The sequence below is a fragment of the Nocardia sp. NPDC050630 genome, assembly GCF_044457245.1.
Taxonomy (GTDB): Bacteria; Actinomycetota; Actinomycetes; order Mycobacteriales; family Mycobacteriaceae; genus Nocardia.
Map to the genome: position 1 here is coordinate 16,049 of NZ_JBITGN010000021.1, position 17,951 is coordinate 33,999.

The 17,951-nt window shown below is 66.4% G+C and carries 4 protein-coding genes; all 4 read right to left on the reverse strand.

Annotated features, from left to right (window positions below):
- Positions 1–210 precede the first annotated feature (210 nt).
- Positions 211–13,860 (reverse strand): amino acid adenylation domain-containing protein, encoded by a 13,650-nt coding sequence (locus tag ACIBG0_RS34630; RefSeq protein WP_397038498.1) that lies wholly within the window; start codon positions 13,858–13,860, stop codon positions 211–213.
- 388 nt (positions 13,861–14,248) lie between these two features.
- Positions 14,249–15,949, reverse strand: a complete 1,701-nt coding sequence (gene lnt, locus ACIBG0_RS34635; RefSeq protein ID WP_397038500.1) for an apolipoprotein N-acyltransferase — start codon at positions 15,947–15,949, stop codon at positions 14,249–14,251.
- A complete protein-coding gene (locus ACIBG0_RS34640) occupies positions 15,939–17,531 on the reverse strand; it encodes an amidohydrolase (protein WP_397038501.1) in 1,593 nt (530 codons plus the stop codon). The genes lnt and ACIBG0_RS34640 overlap by 11 nt, the downstream gene beginning before the upstream one ends.
- A 27-nt stretch (positions 17,532–17,558) precedes the next feature.
- On the reverse strand, positions 17,559–17,846 hold the full coding sequence (locus tag ACIBG0_RS34645) for a hypothetical protein (protein ID WP_397038503.1): 288 nt from the start codon (positions 17,844–17,846) through the stop codon (positions 17,559–17,561).
- Positions 17,847–17,951: the final 105 nt, after the last annotated feature.

Consider the following 17,951-nt stretch of genomic DNA (forward strand, 5'->3'; position numbering starts at 1 on the left):
ACTCGGGCCGTGCCGGCTTCGGCTTGCTCCGCATTGTGCTGATGGTTCACTCGCTGACGCTCACTCACGATTCGCTCCTACTCCTGCCCTCGGCACCGGCGTCCCTGCCCGTGCGGTCGTCGGCGCCATCGCGCGCGAACCCGCTTCGGTGACAACAGGTTTCATCGATGTATATGGGCGTTGTGTCGATGGATTGTTCGAAACGCTCTCTCACGACCGTGCCTCCTGCCCTGGTGCGCCTTCCAGGTGCTCGTTGAGCACCGGACCGATGATGGCGAGTGATTCCGGTGTCGTCATGGCCGAGTGTTTGCAGGGCAGGTCGTGGTTGTGAATCGTGCCGGTGACGAAGGGTTCCCATGCCGCGGCACAGCGGGTCGGGTCGGTGTGGTTGATCTCGTCATCGGCCGCGGTGAAGAAGAGCACGTCACCGTCGAAGCTCCGGGGGCGGAAGCTGTGGGCCAGGACGGTGCCATTGGTATAGCCCGCGTACAGGCGCTCGAGGTGTTCGACGGTCAGGGCGGCGAACGGGCCGGGACGCGAGCGCAGCAGTTCGGCGGCGTCGCGCAAGGTCATGCGCGGGTCGAGTTCGACGTCATCGGCGTCACTGCCGAATTCGCCGATGATCTCGGCCACCGTGGGGATCGCATGCTCGAGCCATTCATCGGTGAGCTGGTAGCTGTCCATCATCGACAGCAGCGCGACCTGCTCGCCCGCATCCTGCAGTTGGACCGCCACCTCGTGCGCGATCAGGCCGCCCAACGACCAGCCGAGCAGGTGGTAGGGCCCTTCGGGCTGGATCGACTTGATATGCGCCACATAATTTTCCGCGGCCTCGCCGATCGAATCGAACCCGTCCTCGCCCGCCACATGCGGCGCCTGCAATCCGTACACCGGGCGCTCCGCGGGCAGATGCGCGAGCAGGCCCGAGTAGCACCAGGACAGTCCGATCGCGGGATGGATGCAGAACAGCGGATGCCGGCTTGCGGCGGTGCGGGCCCGGATCGGCAGTACCGGCTCCAGCGTCGCGGCGATGGCCGCACCGGGGTGTCCGGCTCCGTCCAGCCGGGCCGCGATGGCGGCCGGGGTGGATTCGCCGAACATCAGCTGAACCGGGATGTCGATACCGTTGGCGCGCAACTCTGCCACGACCTTGGTGGCCAGCAGGGAGTTGCCGCCGAGTTCGAAGAATCCGTCGTCGACACCCACCGCTTCGACACCGAGCACTGTCGCGAAGGCGGCGCACAGCTGCGCCTCGGTCGGAGTGGTCGGCGCCCGATAGCCTTCGCTTGCGCTGAAGACCGGTTCCGGCAAAGCGTTTCGGTCGAGCTTGCCGACTGGGCTGAGCGGTACCTCGTCGATCAGCATGATCGATTGCGGAACCATGTAATTCGGCACCCGCTCGGCGAGATGTTCGGTGAGCTCGGCAGCGCTCAGCGTTACGCCATCGCGCGGCTTCACATACGACACCAGCGCCGTCGCACCGGCGGGAGTCCGATAACCGATGGTCGTCGAGAACTCGACCGCCTCGTGCCGCGCGAGCGCGGCGTCGATCTCGCCGAGTTCGATGCGGAAGCCGCGGATCTTCACCTGATGGTCGGTACGGCCGAGGTATTCGATTTCGCGAGCCGAGTCGCAGCTGTAGCCGAACCAGCGCACGAGATCGCCGGTGCGATACATCCTTTCCCCCGGCTTGCCGTACGGATTCGCGATGAACCGCTGCGCGGTCAGCCCTGGACGGTTCAGATAACCTCGTGCCAGCGCACTACCCGCCAGATGCAGTTCACCGGTCACCCCGACCGGCGCGGGATGCAGCCGCCCATCGAGGATGGTCGCGTTGACGCCGCGGATCGGCTCGCCGATCGTGATCGGTCCGTCCGGCGTCATGGGCTGGGAGATCACCGTGACAATGGTGGTCTCGGTCGGCCCGTACACGTTGTACAGATTGCGCCCAGGCGCCCAGCGCGTAACCAGCTCCGGCGGCAGCGCCTCGCCGCCCACCAGCACATGCGCCAGTTCGGTGACGCCGGTCGGATCGACCGTGCCGAGTGCGGAGGTGGTGATGAACGCGTGCGTGATCCCCTCGTCGATGAAGACCCTGCCCAGTTCGGCGCCGCCGACCACACCCGGTGGCGTGATCACCAGCGTCGCCGCACCACCGAGCGCGAGCAGCAGGTCGAGCATGGCGGCATCGAAGCTCGGTGTCGCGAAATGCAGGACCCGGCAACCCGTGTGTACCTCGAAGCGCTCCGCGGTCTCCGCCGCGAAGTTCGAAAGGCCACCATGGGTGACCACGACACCCTTGGGTGTACCGGTCGAGCCGGAGGTGTAAATGACGTAGGCCGGATTGTCCACCCGCAGCACACGGGTCCGCTCGCCCATCCCGATCGGCGCATCGGAGGTATCCAGCACTCGCGCACGGAATTCGGCATCGTCGAGCACGATCCACTCGGCATCGCCTGGCATCTGGTCGCGGTGCGTGGCCAGCGTGATCCCCAGTGCCGCACCGGAATCGGTGAGCATATGGGAGATCCGCTGCGCCGGATACATCGGATCGACCGGCACGAATGCCGCCCCCGCCTTGGCTACCGCGAGCATCGTCGCCACCGATTCGACCGAACGCGGAATCCCCAGCGCCACCAGCGTTTCGGGTCCGACCCCGCACTCGATGAGCACCCGCGCCAGCCGGTTGGTCCACCGGTCGAGCGCGTCGTAGCTCACCTCGGTATCGCCCGAACGCAGCGCGATGGCCTTGCGATCGATATTCGCCGCGGCCTCGAACACCTCGGGGAAGGTGACCGGCCGGTCCGCCTCCGCGCCGCGCACCGGGGCCAGCCCGGACCATTCGGCGGGATCGAGCAGTTCCAGATCACCAACGGCGGTAGTCGGATTCGCGGCGACGCTGGCGAGCAGCCGGACCAGTCGCCTCCCGAGCCGCTGTGCGGTCTCCTCGTCGAACAGATCGCTGGCGTAGTTGACCGACAGCTTGATGCCGGCGGCTTCCCTTGTGCCGGATTCGGATTCGGTCAGCGTGAACTGCAGATCGAACTTCGCGATACCGGTGTCGACATCCTCGGACTCGATGCGCAGTCCGGGCAGTTCGAGCACCCGCACCGGGTGATTCTGCACCGAGAGCATCACCTGGAACATGGGGTGATGGGCCTGCGAGCGCACCGGATTCAGCACCTCGACGAGCCGCTCGAACGGCAGGTCCGCATGCGCGAACGCGTCCAGATCGGTGTCGCGCACGGCGTGCAGCAGGTCGGTGAAACTGGCGTCCGGATCGATCCGGGTGCGCAGCACCAACGTGTTGACGAACATGCCGACCATCCGATCCAGCTCGGGGTGGCCGCCGCGACCGACGATCGGCGTGCCGACGGTTATGTCGTCGGTCGCGGTCAGCCGGTGCAGCAGTATCGCGAGCGCGGCGTGCAGCAGCATGAACATGCTGACGTTATTGCTGGTGGCGATCGTGCGCAGTTCCCGATGGGTCAATGCGTCGATCGGGCACTCCACGATGCCCCCGCGATAGCTCAGCGCGGGCGGACGCGGCCGGTCCGTGGGCAGGTTCAGCAGCTCCGGAATTCCGTTCAGGGTCTCGCGCCAGTAGTCGAGCTGGCGATGGACCACCGAATCGGGATCGTCCTCGGTGCCGAGCATGTCCTGCTGCCAGAGCGTGTAATCGGCGTACTGGATCTCCGAATCCGGCCAGTCCGGCGTCTTCCCCGCGCATGCGGCCGCATAGGCGGTGGCCACATCCGCGGCCAGGGGTGCCAGCGACCAGCCGTCCATCGCGATGTGGTGGACGACGAGCACCAGCACGTGCTCGCTCGATGCCCTTGATTTCGCGTCAGTCGATCCGTCCTGGTCGACCTCGATCAGCGCGGCGCGCAGCGGCACGGTCGTGGCGAGATCGAATCCCGGAGTCGCGAAACTCTGTACCGCGCCGGGTATTTCGGACGGCCGCATGGTCGCGAGCAACATCGTGACGGCCGCATCGGCCGGATCGAGAATCTGCTGCGTGGGAACGCCATCGACCTCCGGGAACACCGTCCGCAGCGTCTCGTGCCGCTGCTGGACATGCTGCAGTGCCCGGGTCAGCGCATCGGTATCCAGCTCGCCGCGCAACCGCAGCAGCACCGGGATGTTGTAGGCGCCGCCGACATCCCCCGCGCCGTCCCCGACCTGGTTGAACCGGTTCAGGAACCACAGTCGATACTGAGCCGCCGACAACGGGATCCGCTCCGGACGATCGCGGCGCACCAGCTCCGGCCGGGTATCCGCACCGGATCCGGAATCGAGCAGCGTCGCGAGTTCGGCGACCGTCGGCCTGGTGAAGACGGTGCGCACCTCGAGCCGGATATTGGTCGCCGCCGCCAGCCGAGCCACCAGTTGGGTTGCCAGCAGCGAATTTCCGCCGATATCGAAGAAACTGTCCTCGGCGCTCACGTCCTCGACACCGACCAGCTCACCCATCACCTCGGCTACCAGCCGCTCGGCATCGGTCGCGGGTGCCCGCTGGGCCGTGCGCACCATCAGCTGCGGTTCGGGCAGTGCGGCGACATCCAATTTGCCGGTGGGGGTCAGCGGAATCCTGTCCAGCACCGTGATACTCGCCGGAACCATATGCGCGGGAAGGTGTTCGGCGACATGGGCGCGCACCGCGTCGATATCCGGTGTGGTGTCGTCGGCGGGCTGGATGAACGAGACGATCCGATCCGCGCCCGCGATATGGCGCACCTCGGTGTGCGCGAATCGCACGTGCTCATGCGCGGCGAGCGCACTGCTGATCTCGCCGAGTTCGATGCGGAAGCCACGCACTTTGACCTGATGGTCACTGCGCCCGAGGTAGACGATTTCGCCCGCGGCATTCCAGCGCACCACATCACCACTGCGGTACATCCGCGACCCCGGCGGTCCAAAAGGATCGGCGACGAATCGCGTCGCGGTGAGCTCGAACCGGTCGAGATATCCACGCGAGACACCGAGTCCGCCCAGGTACAGATCGCCGGGAACGCCGACCGGCACCGGACGCAGCCGCTCGTCCAGCACCAGCGCCCGCGCACCACGCACCGGGGTTCCGACGGTGATCGGTTCGCCGATCGCCATCGGATCGGAGATGGTGATGACGACAGTGGTTTCGGTCGGGCCGTATACGTTGCGCATCTGTCGTCCCGGTGCCCAGCGGGCCACCAACTCCGGACCATAGGCCTCGCCACCCACCATCAGCGCACGTAGGCTCGGCAATGACCACTTCTGCCGATCAATAGTGGCCAACGCGGCCGGGGTGATGAACGTATGAGTGACACGCTCGCGCTCCATCAGCGCGGCCAGTTCATCGCCGCCGTAGACATCGGTCGGGACGATCACCATGGTCGCACCGGAGCCGATGGCGAGCAGCAGATCCAAAATGGCCGCGTCGAAGCTCGGGGAGGAGAAGTGCAGCGTGCGCGAATCCTTGTCGATCCGGATCCGCTCGCGGAGTTCATCACCGAAGTTCGACAGCCCGCTGTGCGTGACGGCCACGCCCTTGGGTGTGCCGGTCGAGCCCGAGGTGTAGATCACATAGGCCAGGTCGGCGATCTCGACGCGACGATGGCGTTCGTAGTCGTCGACCAGGCAATCGTCGAATTCGTCCAGTTCCTCGATGAGTTCAGGCGCGTCCAGCAGCAGCCAGTCGGTGCCCGCGGTCGCGGGCAGCCGCTCGACATGCTCGGCCAGCGTGACACCCACCTCGCACCCGGAGTCGACCAGCATGTGCCGTACACGGTCGGCCGGATAGTTCGGATCCACCGGCACGAATGCGGCGCCTGACTTGGCGACCGCGAGCATCGTGATAACCGAGTCGACCGAGCGGGTCAGGCCGAGTGCCACCCGGTCACCCGGGCCGAGCCCGCGCTCGATCAGCGCCCGTGCCAACCGATTCGAGCGCGCGTCGACCTCGGCGTAGGTCAGCGAGGTGCCGCTCGCGCGGATCGCCGTGCGCTGGGGATGCATATGCGCGGTGGCAGTGAAGTAAGCGCCCAATGTGCACTGCGGCGTTGTCGCGCCGCCGGTAGCCGGGGTGAGCTGTCGTCGCTCGAATTCGGTGCGCACGTCGATATCGCGGACCAGCACCTGCGGAGCGGCGGTAATGGCCGCCAACACCGCGAGGAACCGATCGGCCATCGTTGTGACCGTTACCGCATCAAAAAGTTCTGCGGCATAGACGAATTCGAAGGCGCGCGCCGACGCGTCCGCTCCGGCGTCGCGGGCGCCGGCACCGACCCGCAGTTCCAGATCGAATTTGGCCAGCGCGATATCCAATTCCTCGGCATGCAACGCCAGGTCGGGCAGTTCGAGCGAGGGAACCGGACCGTCCTGCACCGTCAGCGCCACCTGGAACAGCGGCTGGCGACTGCTGCCCCGCGCCGCCTCACGACCCATCTCCTTGACGATGCGCTCGAACGGAATATCCGCATGCGCCATGGCGGCCAGTTCGTTATCACGGTCCGCGTGCAGCAGCGTCGCGAACGGAATATCCGGGTCGACGTCCGAGCGCAGCACCAGCGTATTGACGAACATGCCGACCAGCTCGTCGAGCTTCGTATCGGTGCGCCCCGCGACCGGCGTGCCGATCACGATATCCCGCCCGCCGGTAATGAACCGCAGCATGACCGCGAGGGCCGAGCGCAGCACCATGAACATGCTGACGCCGTGTTCGCGGGCGAGTTCGGCCAGTGCCCGCCGCATCGGCTCGGGCACCGTGAAGCGCACCGATCCGGCCTGCTGCGTCGGCTCGGCCGGCCGCAGACGATCGTAGGGCAGCGGCAGTTCGTCGGGCAGATCCGCCAGTGCGGTGTGCCAGTACGCGAGTTGCTCGCCCGCGAGGCTTTCCGGATCGGCCTCGTCACCGAGGTAGGCGCGCTGCCACAGCCCGAAATCGGCGTACTGCACCGGAAGTGGCGTCCAACTGGGTGCGACACCCTTCCGCCTTGCCATGTAGGCTGCGGCCAGATCCCTGGTCAGCGGGCCGAGTGACCAGCCGTCGGCGGCGATGTGATGTAGCACGATGCCGAGCAGATGCCGCCGAGACTCGATGCGCAGCAAGCTGATCCGCAGCGGAATGTCTTTGGTGAGATCGAATCCGGTACGGGCCATGGCCCGAAGTGCCTGCTCGGCGGCGCTCTCATCGGTCGCCACCGGCTCGACCACCGGCATGGCCTTGGCCGTCGGCAGCACCGACTGCCGCGCGCCGAGATTGTCCTCCGGGAAGACGGTGCGCAGCACCTCGTGCCGCTCGACCAGATCAGTCAACGCCGCGCGCAGCGCATCCGCGTCCAGATCGCCGTCGATCCGAATGACGAATGCGATGTTGTACGCGCTCGATTCGGGTGAAAATCGATTGAGGAACCACAGTCGCTGCTGCGGCAGCGACAATGGAATGCGTCCCGGACGCGGGGTATGCACAGCCAGCGCCGCCCGTTGCGTCCGGGGCGCTTCCGTTATCCGTTCCGCTAAGCCCGCGACCGTCGGCGCCTCGAAGATCAGCCGAACGGGCAGGTCGACGCCGAATTCCGCGTGTAATGCGGCGGCGAGGCGGGTGGCCAGCAGGGAGTTGCCGCCCACGTCGAAGAAGCTGTCCTCCGCGCCCGTCATCGGGCGGCCGAGAACTTCGCCGAACGCGGCGGCAACGCGCTGTTCCAGCGGTGTACTCGGCGCACGCGAGGAACCCGCGGCCGCGAAAACCGGTGCGGGCAGGGCCTTTCGGTCCAGCTTCCCGGCCTGGGTGACGGGCATCTCGTCCAGTACGGCAATCGAGGCGGGCACCATATAACCGGGCAGCCGCTGGCGTGCGGTCTCGGTGATATCGGCGGCATCGATCGGTTCTTCCGCTGTCACATACGAGACCAGGCGGGTCTGGCCGTATTCGTCGGTGTGCACGACGGTGAGCGCGGCGTTCACACCCGGATGGGCGCGCAGTACATGGTCGATTTCGCGCAGTTCGATACGGAAGCCGCGGATCTTGATCTGGTCGTCGGCGCGTCCGAGGAAGCGCAGCTGGCCGGTCGGATCCGAGACCACGAGATCACCGGTACGGTACATCCTTTCACCGCGCCTGCCCAGCGGGTTGGCCGGGAAGCGCTGTGCGGTAAGGCCGTATCGGCCCAGATAGCCGCGGGCCAACCCGGGACCGGACAGGTAGAGCTCGCCCGGGGTGCCCGGTGGCACCGGATGCAGTCGAGCGTCCAGCACGAACAGCCGCATACCGCGCACCGGCATGCCGAGCGGCACCGGGCGGCCCGCCTGCATCGCAGCGCTGGCGGTGGCGGCGACGGTCGCCTCGGAAGGTCCGTACATATTATGGATGCGATGCTCGGCCGACCAGCGTTCGACCAGTTCCTCCGAGCACGCCTCACCGCCGACGATGACGGCCTCGAGCTCGTCGAGTCTGTCATCCGGCACGGTGGCCAGCGCGGCCGGTGTAATGAAGGCATGGGTGATCCGCTCCGTGCGCAGCAGATCGCCGAGTTCGGTACCGCCGTACATGCCCGCGGGTGCGACGACTATGGTGGCGCCCGCCGCGAACCCGAGCAGTATCTCCAGCACCGACGCGTCGAAGCTGGGTGAGGAGAAGTGCAGAGTACGTGCCGAATCCGTAACACCGAACAGATACATCTGCTCCTGTGCCAGCGATGCGATACCGGCGTGAGTGACGACCACGGCCTTCGGCTTTCCGGTGGAACCCGAGGTGTAGATCAGATAGGCCGGATGGCTGGTGCGCAGCGGATAGTGGCGATCCGCATCGGTGACGCGATCGGTTGAGTGGCGGGCGGATTCGGCGGCCAACTCCTCGGACCCGAGCACCAGCCAATCGACATCGTGCTTGCGGTGCTTACCGCGCGCGGCGGGCCAGGCGGGCATAGTGGCCAGGGATTCCGGAACGGTCAGCCCGAGCATGGCACCGGAATCGGCGATCATATGTCCGATTCGCTCGGCCGGGTAGCTCGGGTCGATCGGCACATATGCCGCACCGGTTTTCGCCACCGCCCAGATGGCGGCGATGGAATCGAGACTGCGTGGCAAGGCGATGGCCACCACGACCTCGGGTCCGGCACCGTGTTCGATCAGCGTGCGCGCCAGCCGGTTCGACATCTCGTCGAGTTCGCGATAGCTGGTATCGACGCCCTCGTAGCGCACAGCGGTCGCATCCGGCAGCCGCTCAGCGATGTCGGTGAACAATCGCGCCAAGGTAATCGCGGGCTCGCCTGGGGCACCGGCTATCGGTACGAGTTTCGCGTTCTCGCGCAGGTCCAGGATCTCCAGATCACCGACCGGGCGATGGGGCTCGACGACGACGGCACTGAGCACAGCGAGGAAGCGCCGGGCGAACGCTTCAATAGTGCGCTTGTCGAAAACGTCGGTGGCATAGCCGAATTCGGCGGGCAGTGGACCGTCGCCGAGGCTGTCGTGCAGTTCCAGCTGCAGATCGAATTTGGCGATATCGGCGGCGATCGGCAGCACCTGCGCCCGCACACCGGGCAGATCGATACTCAAATCCGGTGCGCGGTCATAGGACAGCATCACTTGGAACAGTGGATGCCTGCCGGCGGAGCGCTCCGGGTTGACGAGTTCGACCAGCCGCTCGAACGGCACATCCGCATTGGCGAAGGCATTGAGATCGGTTTCGCGGACCACATCGAGCATCTGATCGAATCCGGCGGCCGGATCGACCTCGGTCCGCAATACGAGGGTGTTGACGAACATGCCGACGAGATCGTCTAGTGCGGGATCCGAGCGGCCCGCGATCGGCGTGCCGATGGCGATATCAGTGCTCGCACACAGCCGCGCGAGCAGAGTAGCCAGTGCGGCATGCAGCACCATGAACATGCTGACGCCGAGGCTGGCGGCGAGTTCGCCTGCGGCACGCCGGATCTCGGGCGGGATGGTGAACTCGACCCGGCCGCCGTCGGTCGAGCGACGCAACGGACGTGGGCGATCCAGCGGCAGGTCGAGCTGGTCCGGCAGACCGGTGAGGGCCGAGCGCCAGTAGGCGAGCTGGCGGCTCAGCGCACTCGCCGGATCGGTTTCGTCGCCGAGCAGCTCACGCTGCCACAGGGCGAAATCGGCGTACTGCACCGGCAGCGGATTCCACTGTGGTGCTATGCCCTTCGCACGCGTGGCCACCGCGGACATCAGATCCCTGGCCAGTGGTGCGATCGACCAACCGTCACCGCAGATGTGGTGCAGTACGATGAGGAAGACGTGCCGATCGGGTCCGGTGGTCCACAGGGCCACCCGGATCGGGGCCTGGCTACGCAGATCGAAGCCGTATCCGGCGAACTCCTCGGCGAGTGCGCGCACGTCGGCGCCGGTCGCGTCGATCGGATCCAGGGTGAGCGGGATGTCGGTGGCCGGATGCACGAGCTGGTACGGCCCCTCGGGCGTATCCGGGAAGGTGGTGCGCAGGGATTCGTGCCGTTCGATCACATCGACGAGTCCGGCACGTAGCGCGTCGATATCGATGGGTCCATCGATATCGACGGCCAGCGGCATGTTGTAGGCGGCGGCATGTTCGGCGAAGCGGTTGAGAATCCACAGGCGCTGTTGTGCCAACGACAACGGGATCCGTTGCGGCCGTTCGGCCGGTACCAGCTTTGGAGAGGACGCATCCGGATTGTGCGTGGCGAAGCGCTCGATCAACGCGGCGATGGTCGAGGCCTCGAACAGGTCGCGAATGGTCAGGCCGGTACCGAGGGCGGCATTGATCCGCGCGACCGCGCGGGCGGCGATCAGCGAATTGCCGCCGAGATCGAAAAAGCCGTCCTCGACACCGATTCCGTCGATGTCGAGCACTTCAGCGAAGATTCTGGCGAGCACCCGTTCCACCTCGGTGCGTGGTTCGGCGGTGAGGTGGCCGGACGGGCGGGCGGCAACGGGTTCGGGCAGCGCCTTGCGGTCGATCTTCCCGTTCGCGCTCAGCGGTAGTTCGTCGAGCAGCATGAGCACCGAGGGCACCATGTAGCCGGGCAGCGTGCGACGCACGGCATTCAGCAGTGCGGTACTGTCCAGAACGCCCGAAAAGGCGGGTACGGCAACAACATAGGCGACGAGTTCGTCGCCGGTGCGGCCGTGATGGGCGACGCAGACGGCACGGGCGACCCGTTCGTCGGCCAGCAGTGCCGCCTCGATTTCGCCGAGTTCGATACGCAAACCGCGGATCTTGACCTGGAAGTCGCTGCGGCCCAGGTATTCGAGGACACCCCGACCCGAGGCACCTCGATGGTCGCGAAGGTCCGGGACGCCCTGCCAGCGGGCCAGATCGCCGGTGCGGTACATCCGGGTGCCGGGGGTGAACGGGTTGGCCACGAAACGTTCAGCGGTCAACCGGGATTGGCCGAGATAACCGCGCGCCAATTGGACGCCCGCGAGATACAACTCACCGACGACCCCCGGCGGCACCGGCCGCAACTGTGCGTCCAGGACGTAGGTCTGGGTGTTCCACACTGGCGAGCCGATCGGCACGGTATCCGGATCGGCCGGGCACCGCCAATAGGTGACATCGACGGCGGCCTCGGTCGGCCCGTACAGATTGTGCAGTTCCGGCCCATACAGGGCGGCGTGGAAATCACGAACGGTGGCCGCGGGCAACGCTTCACCGCTGCAGAACACTCGGCGCAGCGTGGTGCAGCCGCGCACGTCGGTGTCGGTGACGAACACCGAAAGCATGGATGGCACGAAATGCGCTACGGTAATGGACTTTTCGGCGATTATCCGAGCTAGGTAGCCCGGGTCGCGGTGGCCGTCGGGCGTCGCGACGACCAGTCGGGCGCCGATCTGCAAGGGCCAGAAGAACTCCCAGACCGAAACGTCGAAGGTGGCCGGGGTCTTCTGCAGCACCGCGTCGGTGGCGCCGAGCGGATATTCGTGCTGCATCCAGCGCAACCGGTTGACGATCGCGGCGTGGGTCACGCCGACGCCCTTGGGCATTCCGGTCGAGCCGGAGGTGAAGATCACGTATGCGAGATGATCGGCACGCAGGGGGGTGAGACGGTCGGTGTCGGTGATCGGGTGGGCATCGAAATCCGCGAGGTCGACGGTATCGATCGCCACTGCGTCCGCGCCGTCGGGCAGCGCGAGTTCGTCTCGGGCCGCGGTCAATACACAGACCGGATCGGCCTGTTCGAGGAGCTGTTCGATCCGCTCCACGGGGTGATCCGCATCCAGCGGCAGATACGCAGCGCCCGCCTTGATGATCGCGTACATGCCGACGACCAGCTCGATGCTGCGTCGCAGGTACAGTCCGACCACCTTTTCCGGGCCAGCGCCACGCGCGATGAGCAGTCGGGCCAACCGGTTGGCACGCTCATCCATTTCGCGGTAAGTCAGTGTCTCGTTACCGAATTCGAGTGCGACCGCATCCGGGCAGATCATCGCGCGATCGGTGAACAGGCCCGGGAGGGTCCCCTGCTGCGTGGTTGTCCCGGTGGCGTTCCAGGTGTGCACCACGCGCTCGTGCTCGTCATCGGTGATGGCGATGAGACTCGCGGCACGTGTATCGGGTTCGGCGGCGAAGAATCGGGTCAGGAAGTCCAGGAACCGGGTGTGGTGCGCGATGACCTCGGACTCCGCGTAGAGCTGCGGATTCGCCTCGAAGTCGATATGGATGCGACCGCCCTCGCCGTTGTACAGATTGATCGACAGGTCCTCGACCGGGCCGGTGGCCAGCACATGCAGCGAGCCGACCAGACTGCCGAACTTCAACTCATCGTGGAACAGCATGATGTTGACCATCGGGCCGAAGAATCCGCGTGCATCGCGGGAGTAGCCACAATCGCGGCGGATGTCGTCGTGCCGGTAGCGCTGGTGCCGCAGCGCGCCGGTGATCTGCAATTCGGCGGTGCGCACAACATCGCGCACTGTGGTGTCGGGATCGAAGCGCACCCGAATCGGCACCACATTCGAGACCACGCCGGCGGAGCGGCGCAGCGCGACCGTGGTCCGCGCCGAGACCGGCAGGCTCAGCACCACGTCGGGATTGCCGGTCACCGACCTGACGTAGGCGGCCAGTGCGGCGACGAACATGGTCGAGCTGTTGGTCTCGAGTGCGGCGGTGGCGGCGGTCATGACTGCCTCGGCGCGGTCGTCGAGGACCGCACAAGCACGCCGCCGCCCCGCGTCGGGGGCGGCGGTGAGGCCGTTCACGCTGGACAGAGTCATCGGTCCACCCGCGCCCGCTAATTGCTCGAGCCAATAGTCACGGTCGTTGCGGAATCGGCTGGAGTCGCGGTATGTGGATTCGTCGGCATAGATTTTGGCCAGCGATGTGGCCCGGGATGCTTCGGGTTCGGTGCGGTTCTCCACCGCCGTATAGATCTCCGCGGTACGGGTGAGCGCGTTCATCGCGCCGTAGCCGTCGATCACGATGTGATGGCCGCGCGCATACCAGATGTAGTCGGATTCACCGGTCCGCAGCACGATGTTCGTGGTCAGTGGATCGCGCTCGAAATCGATCGGGGAGCTGGCGTGCTCGTTCATCCAGCGCAGCGCGGCAGCGTGTGGATCGGGCTCGTCGCGCAGATCGATCCGGCCCCAGCCCGGGCGGCGGCTGTGGTCGATCACCTGATGTGGAACACCATCGATCTCGATCAGCCGCACATGTCCGACCTGCGTTTCGAGGCCGAACCGCTCGATCGAGTACAGCAGGCGTCCGACGTCCAAGTCTCCGTGGATCTCGACATACTGCGCGATGGTCAGCGGGACATCCGGGCGGATACGTTGGGCGTACCAGAGGCCTGTTTGCGCTGGTGACAGTGGGAATGGTTGTGCCGGGAACTCACCGGAAGAGCATTGGTCGACGCGATCCGTGGCCAATGACTTCATCAATCACTCCTTCTGCCGCTGTTGATGCACAACTCCCTGAGCACCGCCACCGCAGGCGCGCACGCGCCAGCCGTAGGACGTGATCCACGCCCATTGATTCGGAGCATCGAATGCAACGGATGGCCAGCGTTGCGGATTTGTTTCACTTCCAACGATGTTGGCAGTAAGGCATTTTCGTAAGCTACATTCTCGCAAACCCTCCAATCTGCTGCCTGAGCAGCGCAAAGATAGGGAAACGACAACTCGCACCAGCCTAAATTGACAGGCCGGCTAACTGCACGCTAACGCTCGGGGCGGACCTAAAGACGGTTTCAAGCCCCGAAACATACCAATTGTTTGACTAGCGAAAAGCCCTACTCATTCATCGCGCTCGAACGATCTCGCGAGCTCAGCCGACCGGCTGGTCCATGGTGGCCTGGTCGTTCGCGGACTTGCCGCGAGCATGCTGCCGCCGGAAAACTGCCACCATGACGGCAGCCGCGGACAGGATAACCGAGACAAGCTCCAGTTGGGCGCCGAATCGGGTCGCAAGTGTTGTCTCGCTGCGCAATGGCAGTTCGGCGACCAACGCGGCGGGGACGAATCCGGGTGTCTGCTGCTGGACCGCGCCGTCCGCGGTGATGATGGCGCTGACACCGGAAGTGGCGGCGACCACGAGGGCACGGCCGTGCTCGACGGCGCGGATCCGGGACATGGCCAACTGCTGATAGGTCATCTCGCTGTCGCCGAAGGTGGCGTTATTGGTGGGCACTGTCAGCAATTGCGCGCCCGCGTGCATGGAATCGCGGAAGGCGCGGTCGAAGGCGACCTCGTAGCAGGTCGCCACGCCGATATCGATGCTGCCGCCGTAGTGGCTGCTTGCGGTTGGCTCGAGAGGGGCGACGTGGACAGTGCCGTCGCCGTTGCCGGGCACGAAGTATCCGGCGCGGTCGGCGTACTCGGAGAATAGCCGGAAGAAACTGCGCATCGGCAGATACTCGCCGAACGGCTGGATGATCTTCTTGTCGTGCCGCTCCCCCGGACCGGCCGCGCCGTTCCAGACGATGACCGAGTTCGTCGTCGTGCGGTCGCCGTTCACCAGCACGGCGCCGACGAGGATCGGCGCGCCGATCTGCTCGGATGCCTCGGTGATCTCGGCGGCCGCGTCGGCATTGCGCAGCGGATCGATATCGGATGAGTTCTCCGGCCAGATGACCACGTCCGGCTTGCGTGTCGTTCCCTCCGCGACCGCACGAGCCAATTCCTCGGTGCGCCGGACATGATTGTCCAGTACGGCGCGGCGCTGGGCATTGAAGTCCAGCCCGAGCCGGGGCACGCTGCCCTGGATGGCGGCGACCGTGATCGTCCGGTCCCCTTCCTCCGGTCCGGGCAGCGCGGTCCGCAGGATCGCTCCGGTGCTCGGGATGACAGCGAGCGCGGTCGCCGCGGCGATAACCCCAATGCGGGTCGTCGTGGTAGCACGACCCGGCTCGGTAGCCGAGGGATCGTCCATTGGCGCGACCGTCACATGAGTCCACAAGTACCCCAGCAGTGCCGCCGCAGCGGTTGCGGTGAGCGCCACCGCGAACCCGATGAGCGGCGCTCCCCCGACCATCGCCAGCGACAGATACCAGCCGTCGGCCTGACCGAATGCCGAGCGCCCCCATGGGAATCCACCGAACGGAAAGCTCGATCGCAGCCACTCGGTGGCCGTCCACGTCAACGCGACCCATACCGGCCACCCCGGCAGCGAAAACAACAACCGCGCCAAAAGCCCGAATAGTCCTATATATACGGAACACACCGTCGACAACGCGAGCCACGGCACCGGCCCGACGTAGATCCCGGTCCACGGCAACAGCGGAACGAAAAACCCGAGCCCCGCCAGGAACCCGTACCCGAACCCCCCACGCAACCGCGCGGCGCCGCGTACGGTCAGCGTCAGCACCACCATCCCGATCGGCGCAAGGAACCAGAACGGCCGCGGCGGAAAGCTTCCGAAGATGAGCAGCCCCGAAACCACCGCAGCCACCGACCGACTCAGCACCGGATACCGACTGAACGCGGCCGCCACGCGGCGCAGCGCCGCGCCGGGTATTTCAGGCTTCATGGATCGTGACTCCGCGGTGGACGGTGCGCAGGCAGGTGGGCAGGGATGCGTCGGGGTCGAGCGGAGGTAGACCCGGGACTCGGGAGCGCGGATCGGTGGACCAGCGTTGGACGGTGTCGGCGGCTGCGGCGACGACGAGCTCGGCGGCGTCCCAGATCGCATAGGAAGCGGGAGCACCCGGAACCAACGTGCCCGCGACGCCGTCGCGAATGCCGCCCGCACGCCAGGCGCCGCGGGTGGCGGCGGCGAAAGCGGCCCGCGGTGAGAGGCCATGACCGGGGGTGCGGTGGTTGACCGCCGCCCGAACCGCCGACCAGGGGTCGAGTGCGGTAACCGGTGCGTCCGAGCCGATAGCGAGCGCGATGCCCGCCGCGGCCATGGCCGCGAAGGGATTCAGCGTTGCGGCGCGTTCGGCGCCGAGGCGGGTGGCGTACATGCCGTCCGGACCACCCCAGGTCGCGTCGAAACCCGGTTGGACACTGGCGATTACACCCCAGGCGGCCAGTTTCGCGATCTGATCGGCATCGATCATCTCCGCATGCTCGACGCGGTGCGCGCGGGACGCGACCGCCGGACCGCCGAGTTCGTCGACCACCTGGCCGAATCCGGCGACGACAGCGTCCATCGCGGCATCGCCGATGACATGGAATCCGGCTTGGATGCCCGCCTCGGTGCAGGCTCGCACATGTGCGGCGATCGTGTCCGCGTCGAGGTAGCCGAGACCGGTTCCGGCGTCATCGGCGTACGGCGCGCGCAGCAGGGCGCTGCGCGAGCCGATCGAACCGTCCACGAACAGATCGCCACCGAGCGCGTGCACCCCGAGTTCGGCGACCAGCGCCCGTGCCTCATCCGCGGTGCGCACCGCCGCACCCCAAAAAGCCCGGACCTGCACACCGTGCTCGAACTCGAGCAACTCACGAATATCGGTGCGCCCGGCGATCTGCGGTCCTCCGCATTCGTGCACGGCAACAACACCGTGCGCGGCCGCCGTGTCCAGCGCTGCCTTGCGCGCCCGATCCCGTTGTGCGCGATCCAATCCCGAGAGAACCGCGGTACGCACCAGATGGTGCGCGTCGGCGCGCAAGGGCGCACCGCGGGTGAACCCCGTCGCGGCGGTGACTGCCGAAGTCAACAACACCGACGACACCACCGCCGAATGCGCGTCCACCCGTGACAGATACACCTGTCGGCCCGGCTGCACCGCCGCGTCGATCTCATCGACAGTCGGCGCCCGCCCCTCCGGCCATCCCGTCTCGTCCCAGCCGTCACCGAGGATCGCGCCGTCGGGATGTGACACCGCGAACCCACGCAGCAGTTCCAGACAATGTTCGAGTGAGCGCGCCGCCGACAGATCGAGTCCGGTCAGCTTCAAGCCCAGTGCCGTTACGTGCACGTGCGGGTCGACGAACGCCGGTGCCACGAAAGCACCGTCGAGGTCGATGATCTCCGCATCCGGATGCAGGGCGCGCCCCGGTTGCTCAGCGCCCAGCCAGACCACGGTGCCGTCGGTCACGGCCATTGCCGTCGCATCGGGTGAACTCGAGCTGTAGAAACGACCGCCGATCAGCAACTGGGTACTCACGAGACACCAGTCTGCCGTATGGGTGTTTCAGTCCGTCGGGTCGGACAGCTTCCGCTCGGTAGCGACTGCTCGCGGATCGCTCGAAAGGCCCGGCGGTGAAACGTCCGCGGGTTGTGCGAGGACCGCCATGACCTCCGCGTATCTCGGCGGCGCGGCACCGGGCGCGGCTCGCATACCGGCCTCCACCGCGATCAGTTCCAGCCGCAGTGCCGCAGCCGTGAATCCGGAAATCGACTGTCCCGCAGCCGCCGCGGCCTGCCGCACCGCTGCCGCCAGCTCCTCACTCACCGTGACGGTGAGCTCCTCGGTCGCCATCCGGCCACCCTAGCCCTTTGATCCGTCTCACGAAATGGGCAAGAGGGTGATAGTCGGCACGGTTTATGGAAACGGCTCGGCGTGATCAGGCGGTTGCCCCTTCCG

Bases quoted from the DNA above. Each gene is read 5' to 3' on its own strand.
- ACIBG0_RS34630 (WP_397038498.1), bottom strand. From the start codon at position 13,860: ATGAAGTCATTGGCCACGGATCGCGTCGACCAATGCTCTTCCGGTGAG.
- ACIBG0_RS34645 (WP_397038503.1), bottom strand. From the start codon at position 17,846: ATGGCGACCGAGGAGCTCACCGTCACGGTGAGTGAGGAGCTGGCGGCA.
- lnt (WP_397038500.1), bottom strand. From the start codon at position 15,949: ATGAAGCCTGAAATACCCGGCGCGGCGCTGCGCCGCGTGGCGGCCGCG.